Origin of the sequence: Bacteroides sp. D1, assembly GCF_000157095.2 — a bacterium.
GTDB lineage: Bacteria > Bacteroidota > Bacteroidia > Bacteroidales > Bacteroidaceae > Bacteroides > Bacteroides xylanisolvens.
This window is the reverse complement of sequence record NZ_JH114350.1, coordinates 781,622-805,708: the sequence shown is the minus strand read 5'-3', so window position 1 is coordinate 805,708 and position 24,087 is coordinate 781,622. Positions and strand designations below refer to the sequence as shown.

Sequence of the window (24,087 nt, the reverse complement as noted above, 5' to 3'; positions counted from 1 at the left end):
GGCAAAGATAATAAAATAAGATGTTTATTCGATGAAGAAAGTAGTGGAAACTGTGTTGCCTTCTCCGTCTACTGCCGTCAGGGAATGTTTGCCGGGAGCGGGTTGCAGGGAAATTTTGTGGAAATCCTGCGTCTGTGTCTGATAAGTGTCGTCAAGATGCCAAAAGATAGTCGCATTGGGGTTGCTGTGTGCCAGTTCGACCGTGAGAAACCCTTTACTGCCGTCCAATTGTTTGGGCAACTTGATATGGGCGTTCATCGGAGGGTAGATGAACTGCATGGATTGGAAAGAATCTTCTCCACAGCCGGCTTTGAAAGGTGGCAGTGGTTTGTATTCCGGATGGTGCTGCTTATAGTACCATTCCCATACAGGTGGCAGGGCAAACCATGATTTCTGAATGGTAGGTTCGGTATTTGCACAGTTTTCATAGATGCGGTGGCTTTCGTCAGCAGATAGAGTGACGAGATGATGGTAAGGACAAGCCTCTGTCCGTAATCCGGCAGGAAGAATCAATACGGTATCAGTTTCTTCACAGAAACGTCCTTTCAGATGACCGGACTGGCGGCATATTTCTGCATCAACGAAAACGCCTGTGGGACGTTCGAACCACGGTGAAGAAGGGAGGTAACTGAATATATCGAATAATACAGGACCGGCTGTTTGTGCACCAACCAATCCGGGCTTTCCTTCTCCGGTTGCATTGCCTACCCATACGCCTACTGTATAGCGCGGAGTCACCCCCACTGCCCACGCATCACGGAATCCGTAGCTGGTTCCGGTTTTCCATGCGATAGTTTGCATGGATGGAATTGATTTCCAGTCAATCTCTTCGGGACGGTTGACTTCTGTTAAGGCGGAGAGGGTGAGCCAAGCTGCTCCTGTTTTAGCCGAAGTGGTTTCTTCCGAATCCTCTTCTACGGAGAGAGGACTGGAGTTACTTTGTTCTCGTTTTTCCTGCTTGTTATGATTGCTTTTATGATTACGGCTTGTTTGCTTCGTATCATTGTTTATTTGCTCTGTATTTTCTGTTTCCAGTAGTATCTGTGCTTCCTTTCCTTGAGATACGGTCGGGGAGGGGCTGCTGGAAAGGCTTCGTCCCATTTGTGCATAGGCATTCGTTACATCCCATAATGTTGCTTCTGCACCTCCTAAAATTAGTGACAAACCATAATGAGAGGCTGTCCGATTGATGGTCTTGAATTCCATCTGTTGCAACAAATGGTGAAACTTGGGTACTCCATATCTTTGTAACATGGTTACAGCCGGGATATTCAACGAACGGGCAAGGGCTTCGGAAGCGGGGACTGCTCCTTCAAACTGCATACTGAAGTTTTGAGGAGTAAATCCGTTGATATTAACCGGTACATCCGGCAACAGCATTTTCGGCAGTAAACTTCCTTCCTGTAGCATGGCATTGTAGAGAAAGGGCTTTAAAATACTACCTGTACTTCTGGGAGCTTGGATCACATCTACTTGGCTTCCTCCTTGTTTACGGTCGAAATGTACATTTCCGCAGTATGCTACTACTTGATTGGTGGGAATGTCGATAACCAGAATTGCCAGGTTGCGGATATCACTTCGATTAAACTCGTTGCTCCACCGTTCTGCCAAACTCTCTATGTGGCTTTGTATTCCTCTGTCTATGGTTGAACGGGTATATAGCCCGTTTCTTTCCTGATAGAAACGACTGACTAGGTGGGGAGCTATTTGAGGAAGCGGATGCGGCTCGTCGGGTAACGGTTCGCTGACAGCTAATTCATAGGTGGATGCGTCGATAATCTCTTCTTCAAGAAGTTGCTTTAATAGACGGTTGCGTTTGGAAAGCAGTGTCTTTCGTCCTTTGGATAGATGGATCATGGCAGGGGCATTGGGGAGGACAGCCAGCATAGCCGATTCCGCCCATGATAAATCTTCGGCAGAATGACCGAAGTAACGCCAGGCAGCAGCATCCAATCCTACAACATTTCCTCCGAATGGTGCATGAGAGACATACATGGATAAGATTTCCTCTTTGGAAGCCCGAAATTCCAGACGGGTAGCCCATATCATTTCAACGACTTTCTCTCCGAGAGTTCTAGGTTTGTTCCGGGCGAGACGAATGGTTTGCATGGTAAGGGTACTTCCTCCGCTTACGACACGTTTGTTCTTTAAATTTTGATAGAGTGCCCTTCCGGTAGCTAACGGATTAACTCCCCAGTGGTGATAAAAGTGTTTGTCTTCAAAGGTAATGAGGCATTGCTTGATTTTTTCGGGTGTTGTCTTTCGGGGAGGAAACCGCCATTGACCGTCCGATGCGATACGTGCTCCCAATAATTCTTCATTTCGATCAGTCACAACGGTAGAGTAGGGTACATGAAACAGTTGCCGGGGAAGGCAAAAGATGTATCCTATTATCAAAAGAGTAATGCTTATAGTCATTACTTTCTTAGTGACAGATAATCGTTTGAAGAATTTTATAGGATTCATTTAAATATTAAAAGCTAAGAGACATATCTTTGTGACAAATGATTAAGTACGAAATAATAAGGTACGAAATAATTAGGCACGGATTACACGGATTACGCGGTTTAAGTGAACGAGTAGAACCGTGAAATCCGTGTAATCCGTGCCAAATATTATCGGCTGACAGTTGTTCTTCCTGCTTTGCTTCGTGCCTGTACGTTTACATCATACATTGCTTCACATTGAACGGCAGGGAGAATAAAGTTACCGGCATAGGTCGCTTGTAACCTGACAGTGAATACCTTTGTCTCACCGCGGCGCAGATTGAAATAGGTCAATACCCTGTCATCACGTATATCCTGATAGCTGTACTTGCTGACTGATTGACCGGAGCCGTCGGCTGCTGCGTTTTCCGTTTCGGGAGCAACCATTCTTTCATTGTATATTTCCCAACCGGACGGTATGATATGCGTCAGTGCCAGATTAGTGTAATCGGAAGTACCGCTAATATTGGATATTGAGGTGATAGCCATAAAGTCAGTTCCCTGTATGATGTCATTGACAGAGAGCGGTGTACCGTTTAGGTTAGCATATCTTATATCCATGCGGAGGTTATCGCTGATAGCTGGTAACGTATCGTTTAATAACTGCGTACGTGTGATAAGGTCTACGCTAAGTGCTCCCTTTCCTTGATTCTTCACAGAAACAGTGCCGGATTTTGGAGTGGTAGCGATCTCTTTTTCAAACACAGCTTTGGCTGATTTTACAGCCGGTTGCTGTTTATCGTTCCATGACCATACAAAATCCAGTGTGCCTGATAACTTTTCTGCCAGACGTCCCATTGCCATCAGAGCAAAAGCGGTAGATTGTGTACTGAACCAATCCTCTTGTGACAGATTCTTAGAAACGACTTTCGCTTGTTGTAAAGCATCCCGTTCCCGGTTCATCAGGATGAGTGTTTCCAAAATCATTGCTTCGTCACGATCGGAAGAACCGTAAATCTGATTCATGGAAGAGTAGGGGTTCACCGTTGTTTCTACATTATACACAAGTTCTTCAGCCGGTTTCATCTTTCCGGTCAGTGCGTATGCGGCTGCCAGTCTCCATTTGGCCTGAATTGATAATCCGGTCTGTTCTTTCATTCGGTTCATAGCTCCATATTCCGGTACTCCTGCCAATGCAAGGGTATATAAACGGAAGGCTTGTTGCAATTCCGACTGCCATTGCTGCCAACCGCTTGCCTCCTGTGGCATACGCCAGTTTTGTGCGGCTGCACGTTGGAAGCGCTTCCACTTGTTCAGTACATTCGCATGAACGGCATATCCTTTTTCTTGTGCCAGCGTCAGGAACATTCCAGCATAAGAACTAATCCATTCGTCGGCAGCAGCATTCCCCGGCCAATATACAAATCCGCCGTTGGGGAGCTGACGACCATAAATCTGCCGGATAGCTTCCTGTACATTCGTCTTTATCTTTTCGGCTTCCGTCTTATCTATCGTCTTGAATTGAGCGACAAACAGAAGAGGCAGAGCCTTGGAAGTCAACTGCTCCGTGCAATGGTGCTGATAATTGTATAAGAAGTCGAACCGACGGCTGATATCTACCGAAGGTATGCGGGATACTTCCAGCTTGATCTGATTATTTGCGGAAGAACTGCTTAGGTTGTATGACAATTCTTTGCTTTGTCCGGCTTCTATCCATTGACTGTTGCGCAGGGTTACTACCGGATTCGGATTGCGTACGTCTATTTCAATGGTTTCTTTGGTTTGTTGTCCGCTGCCATTTGCTGTCAGGTGGATCGTAGCCTTTCCGGTTTTGCTGCCTGTTTTTAAGGTAAAGAAGACAAGCTGGTCTCCCGGTTGGGTGAATTTGAGCGATTGTTGGTTAGTTCCTACAATCTGTACTCCTCCACCGGATGCCTGAAGGGATACGGTCACATTCTTTACTTGATTCTCCATCGCAAAGATATTGACCGGAACGGTAATTTCTTCCTGAATACTAAGCACACGGGGCAAAGTAGACAACATCATCAATGGAGTTCGTACGAAGGCAGTCTTTTCCGCATTGCCATAAGCACCGTCCTGTCCGGCAACCACCATGGCACGTACCGAACCTACGTACATCGGAAGTTTCAATGTATGCGTCTGGCTCTTTCCTTTTCCCAGATAGAAAGGACCTATAAACTTGACTACCGGTTTAAAACGGTTTGCTTTAGCATCGGCAGGTTTCAGTGTGGCGTCTCCACCTGTGCTGAAAAGCGAACTGTAGCTTCCGGCAGAAGCTCCCAATACATTATCATACATATCCCATGTCTGGATGCCAAGCGCTTCGCGTGAATAGAAATCATTCCATGGGTCCGGGGTCTTGAAGTTGGTAAGATCCAATAAACCGTCGTCTACAATCGCCAATGTATAAGTCATCGGTTTACCGCTCTTTTCGCTGACGGTCACGTTGAAGTTGGTTTCCGGGCGTAACACTTCCGGCATCTGTATCTGCGGTTGCAATACTGTCTGACTGTTAGTGACAAATACTGGAACAACACCGTACATACGGATAGGCAGGTCGTTGACTGTTTGCGCATGAGGCTGTAACAGACTGATATGCAAATATACGTTCGGAGTCATCTCCGGCGTAATCTTGAATGTATATTTCGTATCTCCTCCGTTGGAGACTTCTATCCATTCCTGACGTAATACTGTCGAACCGTTTTCGATAGATACCAGTGCACGTCCTCCCGCTGCTGCAGGAATAATGGCTGTGGCTGTTTCTCCAATTTCATACAAATCTTTGTTCAGAGAGAAAGCAAGCATCTTGATACCGCTGGGATCTGTTTTGCTCGAACGTCCGCGCCATTCCGGCCAGTCTATATAAACGGTTCCTCCAGTGGCATGTCCGCTCTCTTTGTCTTTTACGTAAACCAAATATCGTCCCCATGACGGATAATCGATGCGGAACTTGAAGGATGCTTTCCCGCCTCTTGTCTGTAAGTTGCCGCTGGCAACAGGTGTGATGGAACTGTTGTTGATGTAAGTGCCAAAAGATTCACCGCTGTTCTCCCACCACCAGCTCCAGCCGATGCGGTATATTTTGTATTCTAGATTAGTACGGTTCACTAACTGTCCCTGCGTGTTTACAGTCACAATATCGAATACGTGATCTTTGTCCGTTTCAATATATTTGCCTTTCGGTTGGTTCAAGTTGATACCGACGTAAGATGTAAATGGCGAGAACGGGATTGTTTGGGTGTAGATGCTGGCATCTCCTCCCGGTTCGAATACACGGGTGGTGAAAGTTGCATTCAACATACCCGGTGCTTCGGTTGCGGTCGGAACTTTCAGTGTGACGCTGGTTTTTCCTTCTGCATCCAGTGTACCGTCGAATATATCAGTTTTGATAGTTGTGAAATTCGTGGCCGGATTATTGAAGATATATTGTCCGTAATTCTTAAACTGTGTATTCACTTTAGATAAAGACATTTCTATTTTAGCTTTCAATTTGGAGGCAGTGGCTCCTGTCAGCCAGGTTGAAGTGAGTGGGGCGTAGACATCCTTGTCCGTAGCTTGAAGAATCTTCGGCAATGCCAGGTTTATTTTCAAGCGGTTGGGCTTTATGGTTTCGATACGCAGACCTTTGTGGAAGGTGGTTCCTCCTACTTTAATATATGCATTCCAGAGCCCGGTTGGATCTGTAGCCTGTGTCGGAACGTCGAATGTATAAAATCCGTTCATTCCTTGCGTTGAAATCATTTTGGTGTAGAACTGTCCTCTCGGATTGTATATTTCCAGTGCTACGGGATGCTTGTCGGGGATTCTCTTTTCGCGGTCCTCCAATATAAAGGAAATGTACAATGTGTCTCCCGGTCGCCATACTCCTCTTTCGCCATATATGAATCCTTTCAATCCCTTTTGAATATCTTTTCCTCCTACATCGAATCTGCTGACGGACTGTTCTTCACCGTCTACGACACGCACATACGCCTTTTGCTTTTCCGATTCTGCCACGATAATGAAAGGTACGCCCTTCGGAGTGATTTCAACGAACCCGTCTCCATTGGTCTCTCCCTTTCCTATGGGCTGTAACTGGAAGTTATATGCTGTTACTTGTGCTTTTCCTATCGGTTTGGTGTCCAAAATATTGCTTACGGCAATCCATAGTTTGTTCAGTGAATTCCGTTTTACAATCATCCCCAGATTGGAAGCAAACACATTACATGCAGCAATTCGGTCTGAATTCATATAATAAGATGGATGGCATGGATTGTCGCGTTCCGTCCATCGGTACACGCTCCAGTCCATTGTTCCTCCGTTGTAATAATAGTAAGCTTCGGGCGTATTCCAGATGGCTTCATCTTCTTCAGACAAGACACTTCCGCTTACTTTGGTCAACCCGTCGGATGTGTTACTGTCGGCGAATTTCATATCCTGATTCTCGTTTCCTCCACAAGGATAAGCGGAGTATTCCTGACGGAATGAAAGTATGACACGGTATATGGCACCCGGCTCCTGATGAATCAACCCGGCAAGGTCTATTGAGTAATCTCCCCAATGATGAATATCTTTGGAAGCATCTTTGGCAAGCCATAATGTTTTCTTGTAAACCAGTCTTCCCGAGCGGCGTAGTTCATTGGTCGAGGCGAGTGAATTGGTTTGCATGAACATCAATACATTATTCTCGAAGATACGAATCACGCTCAAGTCCACAGCATACAGGTTGACAGCCCTGAAAGGAATAATCAGACTTTTCGAGTCGGGCAGGATGGCGGCGGAGGTAGACATTTCTACTTGTGGTTTCAGACTAACTTCACTGAACGAGATCGTATGTGAAGTTCCCAGCGCTTTACCTTGACTGTCTTTGACTCCTTCATGGATATTCAACGTCAGTTTGTTCTGTGTGTTTGCTTCGAAATAGATGAAGACTCTGTTCTCGCTGATTTGGAAGATAGATGAAGAGACTTCCGGAATCTCAATCAGTCCTTTTAAATCCTGGGTAGTGGATAAAGGAGCGGAGAAAACAATCTCAATTCCGTTTTCCGGTTGTTCAATGCGTTCGGCAGACATAAAACGGAAGCAATCTTTAGCCGGTATCAGCACTTCTTCGCTTTGTTTACGGTCAATGCCAGCCGGGCTACCATTGGCTGTAATGGTTAATGGGTAATCATCAGCTTCTCTGGGTATTTGTCTGATGTTGAACTGATACCGGGTAAGGTTGTCTGTCGCGGTGACTTCTACCGGATAACTCTTCTTGCCATCGCTGGCAGTCAGCATCTTTTCCACTTCCTCTTTTTTCACTACATCGCTGAAGCGTATTTCTCCTTTAATATTTATTTCATCCGGTTGGGCAGCTGTAATTGGTAACGACTCCAACTGCAAAGTGAAGTTACGTTCCTGCACACGGAATGAGAAGTTGAACTCTTTTAGTTTTTTGTCCACTTCAATGAAGTCTCCAAGCCGGAAAGTTCCTTCGTAGAGCGTTCCCGGTTTCAATGCTCCTTCTTCCGGCACAAACTCAATGGTGTTGTTGCTTACCCAATATGCTTTTCCTTTTAATGAAGGGGAAAAGCTGAACGGATTGTTTTTTAACTCACTGTTCAGATCCACCATGGGTTGGTCATGGGTCAACTCTATGCGTATGGTTGAATTCTGTGAAATAACTCCTCCCGTATACGCATTTACATACGGTGCATAATCGGCAGAAGGAATGATGTCTTTTTGAGTACGTGTGCATGAATATAGGCCCACAGTCATCATGATAAGTAGGAGTAGTCCGGTAGCACTAATGCTACGTGTAGTCTTTGTTAGTCCCATAGCGATGAGTTTTTTTATAGTTCAACAAACAAATATACAGTTTTTATGCTAAATCCTTTGTTATTCTGATTATTTTTGCAAGTTCTTAATCAATTTATTTATGGGGAAAAAGAAAGAATACAAAGATGCCAATCGACGATTTCTGAAAAAGCTGTCATTTCAGGAAGGTGTTTTCGCATTGCCGTGTGGAATTTATTACAAAGTTTTGGAAACTGGTGAAGGTACGATTTCTCCGGGTGCGCGGAGTATTGTTACCGTGCATTACAAAGGAAGTCTGATTGATGGCCGGGTATTTGATAATTCTTATGAACGTACTTGTCCCGATGCCTTACGTCTTAGTGATGTAATAGAAGGGTGGCAGGTAGCACTTCAGAAAATGCACGTTGGGGATAAATGGATCATCTATATACCTTATGCAATGGGATATGGTATTAAATCTTTTGATTCTATTCCTGCTTACTCGACATTGATATTCGAAGTGGAACTGCTTGGAGTTGCATAGAGGTGAGCTATATACGATCAGATGCATGGATATTTTTCTTTTAGCTTCTTCATAAAGGATTTGCTTTTGCAAAGGTAGCTAAAAGTAGAAATATCCGGTAATAAAAATATGCAGCTTTGGAGACATTTAATAATGCTGACCTATCTTATAGTTCCTTTATGTCCTTGGCAGAATTATCTTCTGCCAGTTCTTTAATCTCTTTATTCAAAAACACAGAAAGTACAGTTCTTACTACAACAACTCCGCCCAAGATTGCCAGCTCATCCAAAGTAGGATCAACTACAGTTTTCAGAATGTCGGATGCGATTAGAAATTCCAGTCCCAGCAAAAGGTAACTGCCGAAATCTGCTCTAAGCTGCCGGATATTATTAATGGTATAAGTTCCGTTGAACCGTTTTATCTCATTGCGCAGGAAGGCAACGAAACCAACGAGCACACCATAGGTCACAATCAGTAGACTGATAACACTGATGATAGTGGCGAGTGTATTTAAGAATGTGAGTAGCATTGTTGTATAATGTTTAGTATCTGTTATATAAACAAGCGAAGTTGTATATTAGTTCTTAAATAGATCTTTCGTTAGGATTGAGTTCTCAATCTAATTTGTGTATCAATAAAATACAAATCTCCATCTATTCCATAAAGTATCGCCTGTGTACTCAAAGTTGTTCAGCTTTACAACTATATCTTCATCTCCTGTATAGACTCATTTTCTCCATCTTTACTTAAGAATTCTATATTCAAATTAGAGGGGGGATCCATAAATCGTCTGAATTGGCAAATGAAATTAACTCTTCAATTTGCCTTCTCTTATAGCTCTCTGTTGGTCCAAACGTTCTTGTTGCTTCCTTTTTTCTTCTAATGAGGCTGGCTGCTTGCTCCATAATGCTATTGACTTGCGAGTACGCTCTATCCATTGCTTGTGAAATTCGTTGATGTATTCCATAATTTTATTGATTATGAACTTATGCAGATATGGTTATTAGGTTTATATCCAACAAAGTTCAGTTGATAAATTAGCATTGTTATATAATAATTCTTTGGTGTTTATGCCAATATCTTTTTATAAATATAGAATGGAAACGCTATTCCAAAAGTTTTTGTTTTTAAATAAAAATAGGAGAGTGCTGTATTGAGGACTCTCCTTATGTATAAAAGTAATAAATTACTTACCCAAAGCCTGAGCTCTGTCAACAGCACAAGCTACTGTACAACCTACCATCGGGGTGTTACCAATTCCCAGGAATCTCATCATTTCTACGTGAGCAGGAACAGATGAAGAACCAGCGAACTGAGCGTCTGAGTGCATACGCCCCATCGTATCTGTCATACCGTATGAAGTAGCGACACTGCATCCCTATAATTCAATCAAATTAATCGTAAATGATTGTTTTACAGGTTAATATTGAAATGTTTTAAAGAACGCTCCAGATTATAAATCTCTCTGCTTTGAATAAATGGTCGTGAATAAGTCACAAACCTTATATATTTAGTAATGCTGTTACTTCATTTTTTAGTTTTGGCAAATGATTAATAACCATACTCCAAAGTATATCTACGGATAGACTATCATAGCCATGTATGATATAATTCCTGGCATCTACTATTTTACGAGAATTGGTTATAGCTATATCTTTATCAACTTTTAGTATTCTATTCATAGCTTCACCAATAATTTCTATGTTTCTTTCAACGGCTCGTCTAAGGCATAGGTTACTATAGAAGTCATCATAAACTTTAGGAGCATTGCCGAAGAAACTTTCTACTTCTTCAATGGCAGTTAGAATATCTTGCAAGTGTTTCTTTATTAATTCATCCATAGATTAAAGTTTTAGTTGCATCCACATTCTTCTTCAAATATGGATTCTTAATAGTCTGTTCTTCCAGTAAGTCTACTTTTCTACCAAACAAATTTTCTAAAGCATATTTGAAATCAAAGAAATTATCAAAGTAATCGCTTACTTCTGCCTTATTAAAATCGACAATTAAATCAACATCGCTGTTGTCATTAAAACGACTCGTAAGAACAGAACCAAAGACAAATAATTTATGTACCTTATGTTTTTTGCATAGGTCAATTATCTTTTGGATATTATTTTCAATCAGCTTCATAGGTGTATCTCCTTTCAATGCAAAGATAATTAATAACTCTTACTTTAACAAGGTATCATTAGGGATAGTTGTATTAATACTCTACTTTTTTTGCATTGGACTAATAAATACTTTCTTTTTTAGTTTAAAGTAGTATCTATATTCATCTTAGTAAAGTGAAATCAGTATTAGGTAGGAATACAAAACTAAACTATATTAGAAAGGTAGGAGAGAGGTAAATCAGCAGTTCAACCTACGAACATACTGAAAATAAAAATCCCCATAACCTTATCAGTTACAGGGATTTACTATATGGTAATTATTTGAATTACTTACTCAAGGCCTGAGCTACGTCAACAGCGCAAGCCACTGTACAACCTACCATAGGATTGTTACCAATTCCAAGGAATCCCATCATTTCTACGTGAGCAGGAACTGAGGATGAACCGGCGAACTGAGCGTCTGAGTGCATACGACCCATCGTATCTGTCATACCGTATGAAGCAGGACCGGCAGCCATGTTATCCGGGTGAAGAGTACGACCTGTACCACCACCTGAAGCTACAGAGAAATATGGTTTACCAGCAAGAACACGTTCTTTCTTGTAAGTACCTGCAACTGGATGTTGGAAACGAGTCGGGTTAGTAGAGTTACCTGTGATAGATACGTCTACACCTTCTTTCCACATGATAGCTACACCTTCGCGAACGTCGTCAGCACCATAACATTTTACTTTTGCACGAGGACCGTCAGAGTAAGCGATTTCGCGAACAACTTTCAGTTCACCAGTAAAGTAATCGAATTGAGTCTGAACGTATGTAAAGCCGTTGATACGAGAGATGATCTGAGCAGCGTCTTTTCCAAGACCGTTCAAGATACAACGCAACGGTTCTTTACGTACTTTGTCTGCTTTAGCAGCGATTTTGATAGCACCTTCAGCAGCAGCGAAAGATTCGTGACCTGCCAGGAAAGCGAAACATTTAGTTTCTTCACGCAGCAACATAGCAGCAAGGTTACCATGGCCGATACCAACTTTACGGTCGTCAGCTACAGAACCCGGGATGCAGAATGCTTGCAGACCGATACCGATAGCTTCAGCAGCTTCAGCAGCGTTTGTACAACCTTTTTTAATAGCAATGGCAGTACCTACAACATAAGCCCATTTTGCATTTTCAAAACAGATAGGCTGAGTTTCTTCACACGTTTTATAAGGATCAAGTCCATGAGCTTCACAGATAGCGTTAGCTTCTTCGATATCTTTGATGCCGTTAGCGTTCAAAGCAGCGATAATCTGTTTGATACGACGGTCTTGGCTTTCGAATTTTACTTCTCTAATCATTGTTTCTTTCCTCCTTATATTATTCGTGACGTGGATCAATAGATTTAACTGCTCCCTGTTCTGCTGTTACGCGTCCGTAAGTACCTGTAACTTTCTTCAAAGCTTCGTTAGCATCAGTACCCTTCTTGATTTCGTCCATGAACTTACCCATGTGTACGAATTCGTATCCGCAGATTTCGTCGTTCTTGTCCAAGAAGATTTGTTTGATATAACCTTCTGCCATTTCAAGGTAACGAGGACCTTTAGCCAAAGTACCATAAAGAGTACCTACCTGGCTACGCAGACCTTTACCCAAGTCTTCCAAACCTGCACCGATAATCAAACCACCTTCAGAGAAAGCTGATTGAGTACGTCCGTATACGATTTGCAAGAAAAGTTCGCGCATTGCAGTGTTGATAGCGTCACAAACAAGGTCAGTGTTTAATGCTTCAAGAACTGTTTTACCCGGAAGGATTTCAGAAGCCATAGCAGCTGAGTGAGTCATACCAGAGCAACCGATTGTTTCGATCAAGGCTTCCTGGATGATACCTTCTTTAACGTTCAGTGTCAGTTTACAAGCACCTTGTTGAGGAGCGCACCAACCGATACCGTGTGTCAAACCAGAAATATCAACGATTTCTTTAGATTTTACCCATTTGCCTTCTTCGGGTATGGGAGCCGGTCCGTGGTTAGGACCCTTCTTTACAACACACATGTGTTCCACTTCGTGTGAATAAGTCATAATTAGCTCTTTTTTTAAGTGATATAATTAAAAATACGTAGTCACGATTCTCTAAATCGCCCACAAAGGTAGTCGATTTATTTGTTTCTGCAAATCGCCTTTTATTACTTTTTTGTGAAAAGAGACAAATCTGTTTACGTTTTTTCGTCGTTTGTAAAGTCGGGATTGCATTTGTGAAAGATTGAGACCGCGAGAACTATCTATCCTGTGCTTTGTTGTTATTAGAAAAAGAAAATTTATGGAACTGAATCAGATAGATATACATTATTCAATAGCGGCAATTTGCGTTATTTCATCTGCGCTTGTGTTTTATACGATAGGTGTTTGGGGAGAACGTCTTCAAAGGAAATTAAAGTTTTGGCATATCATTTTCTTTCTTCTCGGGTTGCTGGCCGACACGGTGGGTACAAGCCTGATGGAGCATATTGCCGAACTTACTCATCTGCATGACGAAATGCATACGGTGACAGGGGCAATTGCTATTCTTCTGATGTTTGTACATGCGTTATGGGCGATATGGACCTATGTGAAGGGAACGCCTATAGAAAAGAGACATTTTAATCGTTTCAGCATTGTAGTTTGGTGCATTTGGCTTATACCTTATTTAATAGGAGTTTATTTGGGGATGCGATTACATGTATAATAAACAGCCTGAATAGAGCCGGCTATTCATAAATCACCTTACAATATTCTTGTCGGCTGACGATAGCCGGCGATTCGGACAACTATCGTTGTCTGATTAGCCGACTAGAGTTGACTGGATAGCCGACTGGAGTCGTCTGTTATTAAACAGTTGCTTTTCATTCGGGATATATATGCTATTTGCCTGTTTCTATTAATATAGCAAGTATTGGTTCTCACTATGTGGTGAAACTGTGAAATACATATTCTGTGAAGGATGTGAATACCGTGTTTTATATGATTTGTTCACAGGAAGTGTCTGTAAATGAGATGATATGGATCGTGTGAAGAACGTGGAGGACGGATAATGAAGTTAAGATTGGCAAGATTATGGAGAGATTATTACTGGATGTAGAATAAAATTCGTAGCTTTGCTGCATCATTATATAAAGAAGATTATGATCGAAGTTGTAGAATCAGCCTTACAAAAGGCTGCGGGTGAAGGAATGGATGAATTTATCCAGGCGTTTACAGATAAATATAAAGAGGTAATTGGTGGTGAATTGACTGCGGAAACGATGCCTTTGTTGACGGGAGAACAACATTCTTTGCTGGCTTATCAGATTTTTCGTGATGAGATGATGGTTGGCGGGTTCTGCCAATTGATTCAGAATGGCTATGGTGGTTATATATTTGATAATCCGTTTGCGAAAGTGATGCGTTTGTGGGGGGCGGAAGAGTTTTCGAAATTAGTTTATAAGGCTAAGAAAATCTTTGATGCCAACCGGAAAGATTTGGAAAAGGAACGGACGGATGATGAATTTATGGCTATGTACGAGCAATATGAAGCTTTTGATGAGTTGGAAGAAGCCTATTTAGAGATGGAAGAACAAGTCACAGCATTGATTGCAAGCTACGTAGATGATCATTTGGAACTTTTTGCAAAAATAATAAAGTAACGGATGCAGTATTTTTTAAGTACTTGCATTTATTAATTATGAATTAGAATTTATATCTTTGCAAAATCTAAAAAATATGTTTATGAAACAAGTGAAATTTTTCTTGGTGGCTTTGATGGCTGTGGTTATGGGTATGTCAGTTACTTCTTGTATGAATGGAGATGATAACCACAATGTTACAATGACTGTTCCTGTTAAGTATAATTATGGATCATTTCTGATGGGGGATGCAACTACGAAGTTGGTTCCAACTACAGAATTGGGCTTTTTGGATGGAAATATGTATATAATTTCATGCCAATATGACCAATCACAGGTGACAGCAAACAGTACTAGTATACCAGTTACTTTGCTATCTACTCCGCTTTGTATTGACCCTAAAGACAATGAGAGATTAAGTGCAATTAAATCAGAGCCTACTAATCCTCTTTATTCATTGGATAAGCAACAGTCAAGTCTGGTATATTATGACAAAAATACGATTGTTTTGACAATGCCATATTGGGGGAAAGTTACCAATTCCAGTGTTGAAGAATCAGAAGTAAAAAAACACTCATTTATTCTTTACTATAATCCTGATGAAATAAAGAGTACTGATACAAAGTTGAATTTATATATTAGTCATCGTGTAAATGATGAAGAAGGTGAGAGTGTGACTCGTTCTAATTTTACATATGCATATAGAGCATATTCAATTAGTTCAGCTCTTAATGCGTTTAGTAGTAAAACAGAAGGTAAGTTACCGAAATATCTGGTATTGAAAGCTCAAACCAATAATTCGAAAGATGAATTAAAAGAAGAGAATGGAGAAACTTCGGTTGAATATGATTACGCATTTACAGAATAACATTGAATTACAAAGAACTATTTAACATAGCAATGAAATTGATTTCCTCTCCGGCCAAGGCCTGGGAGGAAATTTCTATGGAAGAGGATAGGCGAAAAGTATTTATGGCTTTTGTCTATCCTATGATTGGTTTATGCGGTCTGTCCGTATTCATCGGTTCGTTATTGACGAATGGGTGGGGAGGTCCGCAAAGTTTCCAGATAGCTATGACCAATTGTTGCGCCGTAGCTGTAGCCTTGTTCGGTGGCTATTTTCTGGCAGCTTATGCCATCAATGAAATGGGAACAAGAATGTTTGGCATGCATAGCAATATGCCGTTGACACAACAGTTTGCAGGATATGCATTGGTTGTGTCTTTCCTGCTTCAGATAGTAACCGGACTATTACCTGATTTTAGAATTATTGCTTGGTTGCTGCAGTTCTACATCGTCTATGTGGTATGGGAGGGAGTTCCTATACTGATGGGAGTAGAAGAAAAACAACGATTAAAATACACCCTTTTGTCGTCTGTATTGTTAATACTATGTCCGGCGGTGATACAGATCGTGTTTAATAGGCTGACGGCCATACTTAATTAATGAGTAAAGATGAAACAACCTCCTGTAAATATAAAGAATAAACGGGCTACGTTTGATTACGAGCTGATAGATACCTACACAGCAGGTATTGTATTGACCGGTACGGAAATAAAGTCCATTCGTTTGGGAAAAGCCAGTCTGGTAGATACGTTTTGCTATTTTACGAAAGGCGAATTGTGGGTGAAGAATATGCACATTGCCGAATATTTCTATGGATCGTACAATAACCATACGGCACGTAGAGAGAGGAAGTTGTTGCTTAGTAAAAAAGAATTGGAGAAACTTCAGCGGGAGATGAAAAATCCCGGCTTTACGATTGTCCCTGTACGCTTGTTTATCAATGAGAAAGGTTTGGCGAAACTGGTAGTCGCTTTGGCGAAAGGTAAGAAAGAATATGATAAACGAGAATCTATAAAGGAGAAAGACGACCGTAGAGATATGGCAAGAATGTTCAAGCGGTAAGTAAAACCGCTATAAGATAAACACCGGACTGCGAAGAGTCTGGCAGAAGATGGCAGAGTAGGTAATTAGGTATTAATGTGATAGGGTAATGAAAAAGACAATTTCTCAAGTCGTATCCGAGCGCATCCTTATTCTGGATGGGGCAATGGGTACAATGATTCAACAATATAACCTCAAGGAAGAAGATTTTCGTGGTGAACGGTTTGCGCATATCCCCGGACAGTTGAAAGGGAATAACGACTTATTGTGTCTTACACGTCCCGACGTGATTCAGGATATTCATCGTAAATACTTGGAAGCAGGTGCGGATATCATCGAAACCAATACATTCAGTTCGACTACAGTTTCTATGGCTGATTATCACGTAGAAGAATACGTGCGTGAGATGAATCTGGCAGCCGTAAAACTAGCCCGTGACCTTGCCGACGAGTACACTGCAAAGAATCCCGATAAACCGCGTTTTGTAGCCGGTTCTGTGGGACCAACCAATAAGACTTGCTCTATGAGCCCGGACGTGAACAATCCGGCTTATCGTGCTTTGAGTTACGACGAACTGGCTGCATCCTATCAGCAACAGATGGAAGCAATGCTTGAAGGTGGCGTAGACGCCATTCTGATCGAAACAATCTTTGATACCCTGAATGCTAAAGCTGCTATTTTTGCAGCCGAACAAGCAATGAAAGCAACAGGTGTCGAAGTGCCTGTCATGTTATCTGTAACGGTGTCCGATATTGGCGGACGAACATTGTCCGGCCAGACATTGGACGCATTTCTTGCTTCCATGCAACATGCCAATATCTTTTCTGTCGGTTTAAACTGTTCTTTCGGAGCCCGCCAATTGAAACCATTCCTTGAACAACTGGCAGCTCGTGCACCTTATTATATTAGCGCCTATCCGAATGCCGGATTACCGAATAGCCTGGGTAAGTATGACCAGACACCTGCTGATATGGCTCACGAAGTGAGAGAATATATCGAAGAAGGACTAATCAATATCATTGGCGGCTGTTGTGGAACGACGGATGCCTATATTGCCGAATATCCCGCCCTCGTGAAAGGTGCTAAACCACACATCCCTGCTCTTGCACCGGATTGTATGTGGCTTTCCGGGCTTGAACTGTTGGAAGTCAAACCGGAAATTAACTTTGTAAATGTCGGCGAACGTTGCAACGTAGCCGGTTCTCGTAAGTTTCTTCGTCTGATAAACGAAAAGAAATATGATGAAGCTCTCTCCATCGCCCGTCAACAAGTGGAAGATGGTGCCTTGGTGATTGACGTCAATATGGATGACGGACTGTTGGACGCAAAGACAGAGATGACTACTTTCCTGAATCTTATCATGTCCGAACCGGAAATAGCCCGTGTTCCGGTAATGATTGACTCTTCCAAATGGGAAGTGATTGAAGCCGGCCTGAAATGTCTGCAAGGAAAGTCAATCGTTAACTCCATTTCTCTGAAAGAAGGTGAGGAAGTTTTCCTCGAACATGCCCGTATCATCCGCCAATATGGAGCGGCCACCGTCGTAATGGCTTTTGATGAGAAAGGTCAGGCAGATACAGCCGCCCGTAAAATAGAAGTTTGCGAACGGGCTTACCGTCTTTTGGTAGATAAAGTAGGTTTTAATCCTCATGATATTATTTTTGACCCCAATGTGCTTGCCGTAGCCACAGGGATCGAAGAACATAATAACTATGCTGTAGATTTCATTGAAGCTACCGCATGGATCAAAAAGAATCTTCCGGGTGCTCATATTAGCGGAGGAGTCAGTAACCTTTCTTTCTCTTTCCGTGGCAATAATTATATCCGTGAGGCGATGCACGCTGTATTCCTTTATCATGCCATTCAGCAAGGAATGGACATGGGGATTGTGAATCCGGGTACTTCCGTGTTATATAGTGATATCCCGACCGATGTATTGGAAAAGATAGAAGATGTCGTCTTGAATCGTCGTCCGGACGCAGCGGAACGACTGATAGAATTGGCGGAATCGCTGAAAGCAACTATGAGCGGAACTGCCGGACAACCAGCTGCCAAACAAGATGCGTGGAGAGAAGAATCCGTTCAGGAACGCTTGAAATATGCCTTGATGAAAGGAATCGGAGATTTCCTTGAACAGGATTTGGCGGAAGCATTGCCGCTTTATGATAAAGCAGTCGATGTGATTGAAGGCCCGTTGATGGATGGAATGAATTATGTAGGCGAGTTGTTTGGTGCCGGTAAGATGTTCCTTCCCCAGGTTGTGAAGACTGCCCGTACGATGAAAAAAGCCGTAGCTATCCTGCAGCCGATTATCGAATCGGAAAAAGTGGAAGGAAGCGCCGCGGCTGGAAAAGTGTTGCTGGCAACTGTAAAGGGCGATGTGCACGATATTGGAAAAAATATTGTAGCGGTGGTGATGGCTTGCAATGGTTATGATATTGTAGACTTGGGAGTGATGGTGCCGGCGGAAACCATTGTGCAGCGTGCCATTGAAGAAAAAGTGGATATGATCGGATTGAGTGGTCTGATTACTCCCTCTTTGGAAGAAATGGCGCATGTGGCTTTGGAACTCGAAAAAGCAGGACTGGATATTCCTCTTCTGATTGGTGGGGCCACTACATCGAAAATGCATACGGCATTGAAGATTGCTCCTGTCTATCACGCTCCGGTGGTACATCTGAAAGATGCTTCCCAGAATGCAAGTGTTGCTTCCAAATTATTGAATCCACAGCTGAAAGCCGAATTGGTGAACGAACTGAATAGCGAATATGAGGCGCTTCGTGAAAAAAGCGGTCTGCTGAAACGTGAAACGGTTTCATTGGAAGAGGCGCAGAAAAATAAGTTGAATCTGTTTTAAATAGTATCACAATGAAAAAGATTTTCTCTTTCTTATGTCTGATTGCAGCAATAGTTGTTGCTATGAGCGCATGTTCTTCTACCAAAGAAGAAAAAGGAACGTCCGAAACCGGAAATGCTGCTTTGGATAATATCTTCGCACGTAAAAGTGTGCGTACTTATCTGAATAAGGGAGTGGAGAAAGAGAAAATAGACTTGATGCTTCGTGCCGGAATGGCTGCCCCTTCGGGTAAAGATGTCCGTCCTTGGGAATTTATAGTAGTATCCGACCGTGCCAAACTGGATTCAATGGCTGCTGCGCTTCCTTATGCAAAGATGTTAACCCAAGCCCGTAACGCTATCATTGTCTGCGGAGATTCTGTACGTTCGTCTTATTGGTATTTGGATTGTTCAGCAGCAGCGCAAAATATTCTGTTGGCTGCCGAAAGTCTGGGACTGGGGGCTGTATGGACAGCTGCCTATCCTTATGAAGACCGTATGCAGGTGGTACGCAAATATACCAATCTACCTGATAATATCCTTCCGCTTTGTGTCATTCCTTTCGGCTATCCGGCTACAAAAGAGAACCCGAAACAGAAATTTGACGAGAAAAAGATACATTATAATCAGTATTAGTAAGCAAAAGTTTTGTCTTTTCAATAATTTCCTTACATTTGCAACGCTAATTAAAATCTGATACGCAAATGTTTGGAATAGACGACCCTTTTATAATTCTGCCTTACCTTCTTTCGGTGGTATGTGTGATCTTTGCTGCCTGGTTTGGGCTGAAGTATTGGAATAAGGACGACGAAAAAGACGAAACTCGATGAATACATTTACACTTGGCTTGATTGTGATAGGATATCTCCTGTCACTTGCTTACCTCGGCTTTTTGGGATACAAGAAAACAACGAATACCAGTGACTATCTGGTAGGCGGACGTCAGATGAATCCTATTGTTATGGCACTTTCTTACGGTGCTACGTTTATCTCTGCATCTGCTATTGTAGGTTTTGGAGGAGTGGCGGCAGCTTTCGGAATGGGTATTCAGTGGCTCTGTTTCCTGAATATGTTTATTGGGGTTGTCATCGCTTTTATCTTTTTCGGTTTGCGTACTCGGCGTATGGGTGCAAAATTGAATGTGAGCACTTTTCCTCAATTATTAGGCCGTCATTTCCGTTCCCGTAATATACAGGTATTTATTGCTGCTGTTATTTTTGTCGGAATGCCGCTTTATGCAGCAGTTGTGATGAAAGGTGGAGCTGTATTTATCGAACAGATCTTTCAGATTGATTTCAATATCTCTTTGTTGATATTTACATTGGTTATTGCTGCTTATGTTATTGCGGGCGGTATGAAAGGGGTCATGTATACAGATGCTTTACAGGCAGTTATCATGTTCGGTTGTATGCTGTTTCTGTTATTCTCTCTATACCAGGTGCTCGGTATGGGTTTTACCGAAGCGAATAAAGAGTTGACTGCTATTGCTCCGTTAGTCCCGGAAAAATTTAAAGCATTGGGACATCAGGGATGGACTGCAATGCCTGTTACAGGTTCACCACAATGGTACTCACTTGTTACTTCCCTTATTTTAGGAGTAGGAATCGGATGTCTTGCGCAACCCCAGCTAGTGGTTCGTTTTATGACTGTGGAAAGTAGCAAACAATTAAACCGCGGTGTATTTATCGGTTGTTTCTTTTTGATTATAACAGTAGGAGCTATCTATCATGCCGGAGCTTTGAGTAACCTTTTCTTCCTGAAAACAGAAGGAGCGGTTGCTACCGAAGTAGTGCAGGACATCGATAAGATTATTCCATATTTTATTAATAAAGCGATGCCCGACTGGTTTGCCGCACTGTTTATGTTATGTATCCTTTCGGCCAGTATGTCTACACTAAGCTCGCAGTTCCATACAATGGGGGCTTCGGTAGGTTCTGATATCTATGGAACTTATAAACCCCGTTCGCGGAATAAACTGACCAACGTGATTCGTTTGGGAGTATTGTTTTCTATTCTGGTCAGCTACATTATTTGCTATATGTTGCCTCATGATATTATCGCCCGTGGAACTTCTATCTTTATGGGGATTTGTGCTGCAGCTTTCCTTCCAGCCTATTTCTGTGCCTTATATTGGAAGAAAGCTACTAAGCAGGGTGTCATGGCAAGTCTTTGGGTCGGAACAATTGGTAGCCTGTTTGCTCTTGTATTTCTTCATCAGAAAGAATCTGCAGCATTAGGTATCTGCAAAGCATTATTTGGACGGGATGTATTGATTACCACTTATCCTTTCCCTGTGATTGATCCGATATTATTTGCCTTACCATTATCTGTATTAGCCATCATCGTAATCAGCTTAATGACCAAGAATAAGTATTAAGTATCAAGTATTAACCGTGACCTTTGAGGTGCTTATCCGCATGGCGTAATACTTAATACTTGTTTTCACGCTTTTATTTTCTTCTTGTAAGATTCGTAGCGCGACATGATATCACGGACGAAATTGTAAGTCTCGATACCACGGAAATACCCGTTTTTGCAGACAGGGTCGGTAAAGTATTCTTCATTGCTTTTGAGCAGGATGAAGTTTTCTACATTGTCTTTCCATACCAGTTTGTTCTTTCCGTATTTTTCGGCTAGCGCCATGGCATCGTATATATGTCCTAAGCCGGCATTATAAGATGCCAGAATGAAGTTGAGTCGTTCCTGTTTGTCGGGAATCATGCTGAAACTGCGGTCGGTGGCGGCGATATATTTAATGGCTGCTTTCACACTTTCCTCCGGATTCTGCTCCTTGCCGGGAGGTACTCCCATTGCCCGGGCGGTGGCAGGCATTAATTGCATCAGTCCTTTAGCGCCGGCCCAGGAAACAGCGGTGGTATCGAAATTAGATTCAGTATAGGCTAGTGACGCCAGCATACGCCAATCCCATCCGATATCTTTGGAATACTTTCTGAATAAATCATCATAATGAGATATTTTCCCCTCTTTCAATGAAAGGATAGGAGAGTGGGGCATCATTTTACTATTCTCAAAATAACGTTTCATACTGGCAGTGTAGGCAGGAGAAGTCATATTTTCCTGATGCCATTTAGTAGCGGCGGCTGCCAGTTCGGGGCTGTCTTTTCGTACTGCCCACGAAGACCGTTGATCGAAACTGATAGACAGATCGATATTTAAATTAGGATAATAGGTCTTATTTAATTTTGCCAAGTCATTGTCGGCTACTGTATACGGAATTTTTCCTTGCGCCACTTGCGTTATCAAGTCCTCGATGGTAGTACTGTCATTGGTAACTTCATGAATCCGGATGCCGCCTCCTAATTCGCTGTTCAGATTGACGAGGCGGTCGTAATATTTCCCCGGCTTTACGTATATATCTTTTCCTACCAATTCGGTTACGTCTTTTAATGGCTTCTGTTTTCCTCTTCCTTGCTGAACGATTACTTGATGGGTGATGACATCTTCACCACAATAAAGCAGACTGTCTTTCCACTCTTTGGTGATAGGCAGATTATAGGCAATCATATCTCCTTCGCCTGCCCGCAATTTTTGAATCATCTCGTCAACGCTTTTGGCAACTTCAATCCTAAGCTTTAGTCCCAGACTTTTGGCAAACTGCTCGCTAAGTTCATACTGGAATCCCATTTCCTGTCCCCGGTAAATAAAATAGGAAGTAGAGCTATACAATGTCAATACAACGAGTTCGCCACTATCTTTTATTTGTGGAAGATCACGTGCGGATTCATCCGTTGTACTATGTTGTTTGTTCCGGCATCCGAACACACAACAGAACAATACGAGGAATAAAGGGATAATCAGTGTCTTGACATTCATACCTGACATTTTGCTTTTAACTCTCAACTCTCCATTCTCCACTCTCAACTCTTCAAGTGTTTTTTGATATACATAGTCAGTATATCAATAGCTACCTTATTACTGCCGCCTTCCGGTACAATAAGGTCGGCATATCGTTTGCAAGGTTCGATAAATTGCAGGTGCATAGGCTTTAAAACCCGTGTGTAGCGTTCCATTACAGCTTCGGCAGTACGTCCGCGCTCAATAACATCTCTTTGGATAACACGTATCAGGCGTTCGTCGGGATCGGCATCTACAAAGATTTTAAGGTCCATCATATTGCGTAGCTTTTTATCACATAAAGCAAGGATTCCTTCAATGATAACCACTTCACGAGGTTCGATATGAATCGTTTCGGGCTGGCGCGTACAAGTGAGATAAGAATAGGTAGGCTGTTCGATGCTATTTCCTTCTTTCAGCATCATGACATGTTTGGATAGTAGGCTCCATTCAAAAGCATCGGGATGGTCAAAATTGATATTCTGGCGTTCTTCAACCGGGACATGACTACTGTCTTTGTAGTATGAATCCTGTGGTAAGAGTACTACTTCCCCTGCGGGGAGACTTTCTATAATTTTCCGTACGACGGTGGTCTTTCCGGAGCCTGTTCCGCCTGCTATTCCTATAATTAACATCTCTTTAAATGTATATTTGAACCAAATAGAGTATTTTTGCATTACTATTAATGCGATGATTGCATTAACAAGACAAATATAGAAACAATTCATTAAAATAACAACGTAATGGTAAAACACATTGTATTATTTAAGTTAAAAGACGAAGTTCCTGCTGAAGAGAAACTGGTAGTCATGACTAAATTCAAGGAAGCGATAGAAGCTCTTCCTGCTAAAATCTCTGTCATTCGCAAAGTGGAAGTCGGATTGAATATGAATCCTGGTGAAACATGGAATATTGCGCTTTACAGTGAGTTTGATACACTAGAAGATGTGAAATTCTACGCAACACATCCCGACCACGTAGCTGCCGGTAAGATTTTGGCTGAAACGAAGGAAAGCCGTGCATGCGTAGACTATGAATTATAAACCCCAAAA

General features: G+C 42.2%; 20 protein-coding genes and 1 pseudogene. 11 read left to right on the top strand and 10 right to left on the bottom strand.

Going from position 1 to position 24,087, the window contains the following annotated elements; all coding sequences use genetic code 11:
* Nucleotides 1-24: 24 nt before the first annotated feature.
* The gene (gene pbpC, locus BSAG_RS01760; RefSeq protein WP_008997756.1) at nt 25-2,466 is read right to left on the bottom strand and encodes a penicillin-binding protein 1C; all 2,442 of its coding nucleotides are present in this window, start codon (nt 2,464-2,466) and stop codon (nt 25-27) included.
* Nucleotides 2,467-2,615: 149 nt separating this feature from the next.
* Complete coding sequence (locus BSAG_RS01765; RefSeq protein WP_004315997.1) at nt 2,616-8,246, bottom strand: alpha-2-macroglobulin family protein; 5,631 nt, start codon at nt 8,244-8,246, stop codon at nt 2,616-2,618.
* 100 nt (nt 8,247-8,346) lie between these two features.
* On the opposite strand from BSAG_RS01765, the gene BSAG_RS01770 reads away from it, so the two are divergent.
* A complete protein-coding gene (locus BSAG_RS01770) occupies nt 8,347-8,748 on the top strand; it encodes an FKBP-type peptidyl-prolyl cis-trans isomerase (RefSeq protein ID WP_004315996.1) in 402 nt (133 codons plus the stop codon).
* A gap of 145 nt (nt 8,749-8,893) precedes the next feature.
* Here BSAG_RS01770 and BSAG_RS01775 read toward each other — a convergent pair whose 3' ends face one another.
* The 6 genes and pseudogenes from BSAG_RS01775 to BSAG_RS01795 all read right to left on the bottom strand — a co-directional run bounded on the left by BSAG_RS01775 (nt 8,894) and on the right by BSAG_RS01795 (nt 12,899).
* The gene (locus BSAG_RS01775; protein WP_004315995.1) at nt 8,894-9,256 is read right to left on the bottom strand and encodes a DUF1622 domain-containing protein; all 363 of its coding nucleotides are present in this window, start codon (nt 9,254-9,256) and stop codon (nt 8,894-8,896) included.
* Nucleotides 9,257-9,913: 657 nt separating this feature from the next.
* A pseudogene (locus BSAG_RS24645) lies at nt 9,914-10,087 on the bottom strand (GGGtGRT protein); the annotation flags it as partial.
* A gap of 142 nt (nt 10,088-10,229) precedes the next feature.
* Nucleotides 10,230-10,568, bottom strand: a complete 339-nt coding sequence (locus tag BSAG_RS01780) for a DUF86 domain-containing protein (protein ID WP_004315993.1) — start codon at nt 10,566-10,568, stop codon at nt 10,230-10,232.
* Nucleotides 10,561-10,860, bottom strand: a complete 300-nt coding sequence (locus BSAG_RS01785; protein ID WP_004315992.1) for a nucleotidyltransferase family protein — start codon at nt 10,858-10,860, stop codon at nt 10,561-10,563. Before BSAG_RS01785 ends, BSAG_RS01780 begins: the two co-directional genes overlap by 8 nt.
* Before the next feature lie 307 nt (nt 10,861-11,167).
* Nucleotides 11,168-12,178, bottom strand: coding sequence for a GGGtGRT protein (locus tag BSAG_RS01790; RefSeq protein WP_004315991.1), 1,011 nt, complete (start codon nt 12,176-12,178; stop codon nt 11,168-11,170).
* Nucleotides 12,179-12,197: 19 nt separating this feature from the next.
* Complete coding sequence (locus BSAG_RS01795; protein WP_004296942.1) at nt 12,198-12,899, bottom strand: iron-sulfur cluster assembly scaffold protein; 702 nt, start codon at nt 12,897-12,899, stop codon at nt 12,198-12,200.
* A 238-nt stretch (nt 12,900-13,137) separates the two neighbouring features.
* Between BSAG_RS01795 and BSAG_RS01800 the strand changes: the two genes are divergently transcribed.
* The 9 genes from BSAG_RS01800 to BSAG_RS01835 all read left to right on the top strand — a co-directional run bounded on the left by BSAG_RS01800 (nt 13,138) and on the right by BSAG_RS01835 (nt 21,557).
* The gene (locus tag BSAG_RS01800; protein WP_004315990.1) at nt 13,138-13,542 is read left to right on the top strand and encodes an HsmA family protein; all 405 of its coding nucleotides are present in this window, start codon (nt 13,138-13,140) and stop codon (nt 13,540-13,542) included.
* 436 nt (nt 13,543-13,978) lie between these two features.
* Nucleotides 13,979-14,479 (top strand): DMP19 family protein, encoded by a 501-nt coding sequence (locus BSAG_RS01805; protein WP_008021714.1) that lies wholly within the window; start codon nt 13,979-13,981, stop codon nt 14,477-14,479.
* Nucleotides 14,480-14,561: 82 nt separating this feature from the next.
* Nucleotides 14,562-15,326: a hypothetical protein gene (locus BSAG_RS01810; protein ID WP_008997755.1), complete on the top strand. Its 765-nt coding sequence runs from the start codon at nt 14,562-14,564 to the stop codon at nt 15,324-15,326.
* Between the two features lie 32 nt (nt 15,327-15,358).
* On the top strand, nt 15,359-15,904 hold the full coding sequence (locus tag BSAG_RS01815; RefSeq protein ID WP_004315986.1) for a Yip1 family protein: 546 nt from the start codon (nt 15,359-15,361) through the stop codon (nt 15,902-15,904).
* Between the two features lie 9 nt (nt 15,905-15,913).
* Nucleotides 15,914-16,366, top strand: a complete 453-nt coding sequence (gene smpB, locus BSAG_RS01820; RefSeq protein ID WP_004310798.1) for an SsrA-binding protein — start codon at nt 15,914-15,916, stop codon at nt 16,364-16,366.
* 88 nt (nt 16,367-16,454) lie between these two features.
* Nucleotides 16,455-19,202, top strand: a complete 2,748-nt coding sequence (metH, locus tag BSAG_RS01825) for a methionine synthase (protein ID WP_004315985.1) — start codon at nt 16,455-16,457, stop codon at nt 19,200-19,202.
* An 11-nt stretch (nt 19,203-19,213) separates the two neighbouring features.
* Nucleotides 19,214-19,816 carry a nitroreductase family protein gene (locus BSAG_RS01830; RefSeq protein ID WP_004315984.1) on the top strand — a complete coding sequence of 201 codons (603 nt, stop codon included), beginning with the start codon at nt 19,214-19,216 and terminating at the stop codon, nt 19,814-19,816.
* A 68-nt stretch (nt 19,817-19,884) separates the two neighbouring features.
* On the top strand, nt 19,885-20,010 hold the full coding sequence (locus BSAG_RS26230) for a symporter small accessory protein (RefSeq protein WP_004296931.1): 126 nt from the start codon (nt 19,885-19,887) through the stop codon (nt 20,008-20,010).
* Nucleotides 20,007-21,557, top strand: a complete 1,551-nt coding sequence (locus tag BSAG_RS01835; RefSeq protein WP_004315983.1) for a sodium:solute symporter — start codon at nt 20,007-20,009, stop codon at nt 21,555-21,557. Before BSAG_RS26230 ends, BSAG_RS01835 begins: the two co-directional genes overlap by 4 nt.
* 65 nt (nt 21,558-21,622) lie before the next feature.
* Here the strand turns inward: BSAG_RS01835 and BSAG_RS01840 are convergent, their stop codons facing one another.
* Nucleotides 21,623-23,014 carry a transglycosylase SLT domain-containing protein gene (locus BSAG_RS01840; RefSeq protein ID WP_004315982.1) on the bottom strand — a complete coding sequence of 464 codons (1,392 nt, stop codon included), beginning with the start codon at nt 23,012-23,014 and terminating at the stop codon, nt 21,623-21,625.
* A 44-nt stretch (nt 23,015-23,058) separates the two neighbouring features.
* On the bottom strand, nt 23,059-23,670 hold the full coding sequence (gene udk, locus BSAG_RS01845) for a uridine kinase (protein ID WP_032811070.1): 612 nt from the start codon (nt 23,668-23,670) through the stop codon (nt 23,059-23,061).
* Nucleotides 23,671-23,778: 108 nt separating this feature from the next.
* On the opposite strand from udk, the gene BSAG_RS01850 reads away from it, so the two are divergent.
* On the top strand, nt 23,779-24,078 hold the full coding sequence (locus BSAG_RS01850) for a Dabb family protein (RefSeq protein WP_004315980.1): 300 nt from the start codon (nt 23,779-23,781) through the stop codon (nt 24,076-24,078).
* Nucleotides 24,079-24,087 lie beyond the last annotated feature (9 nt).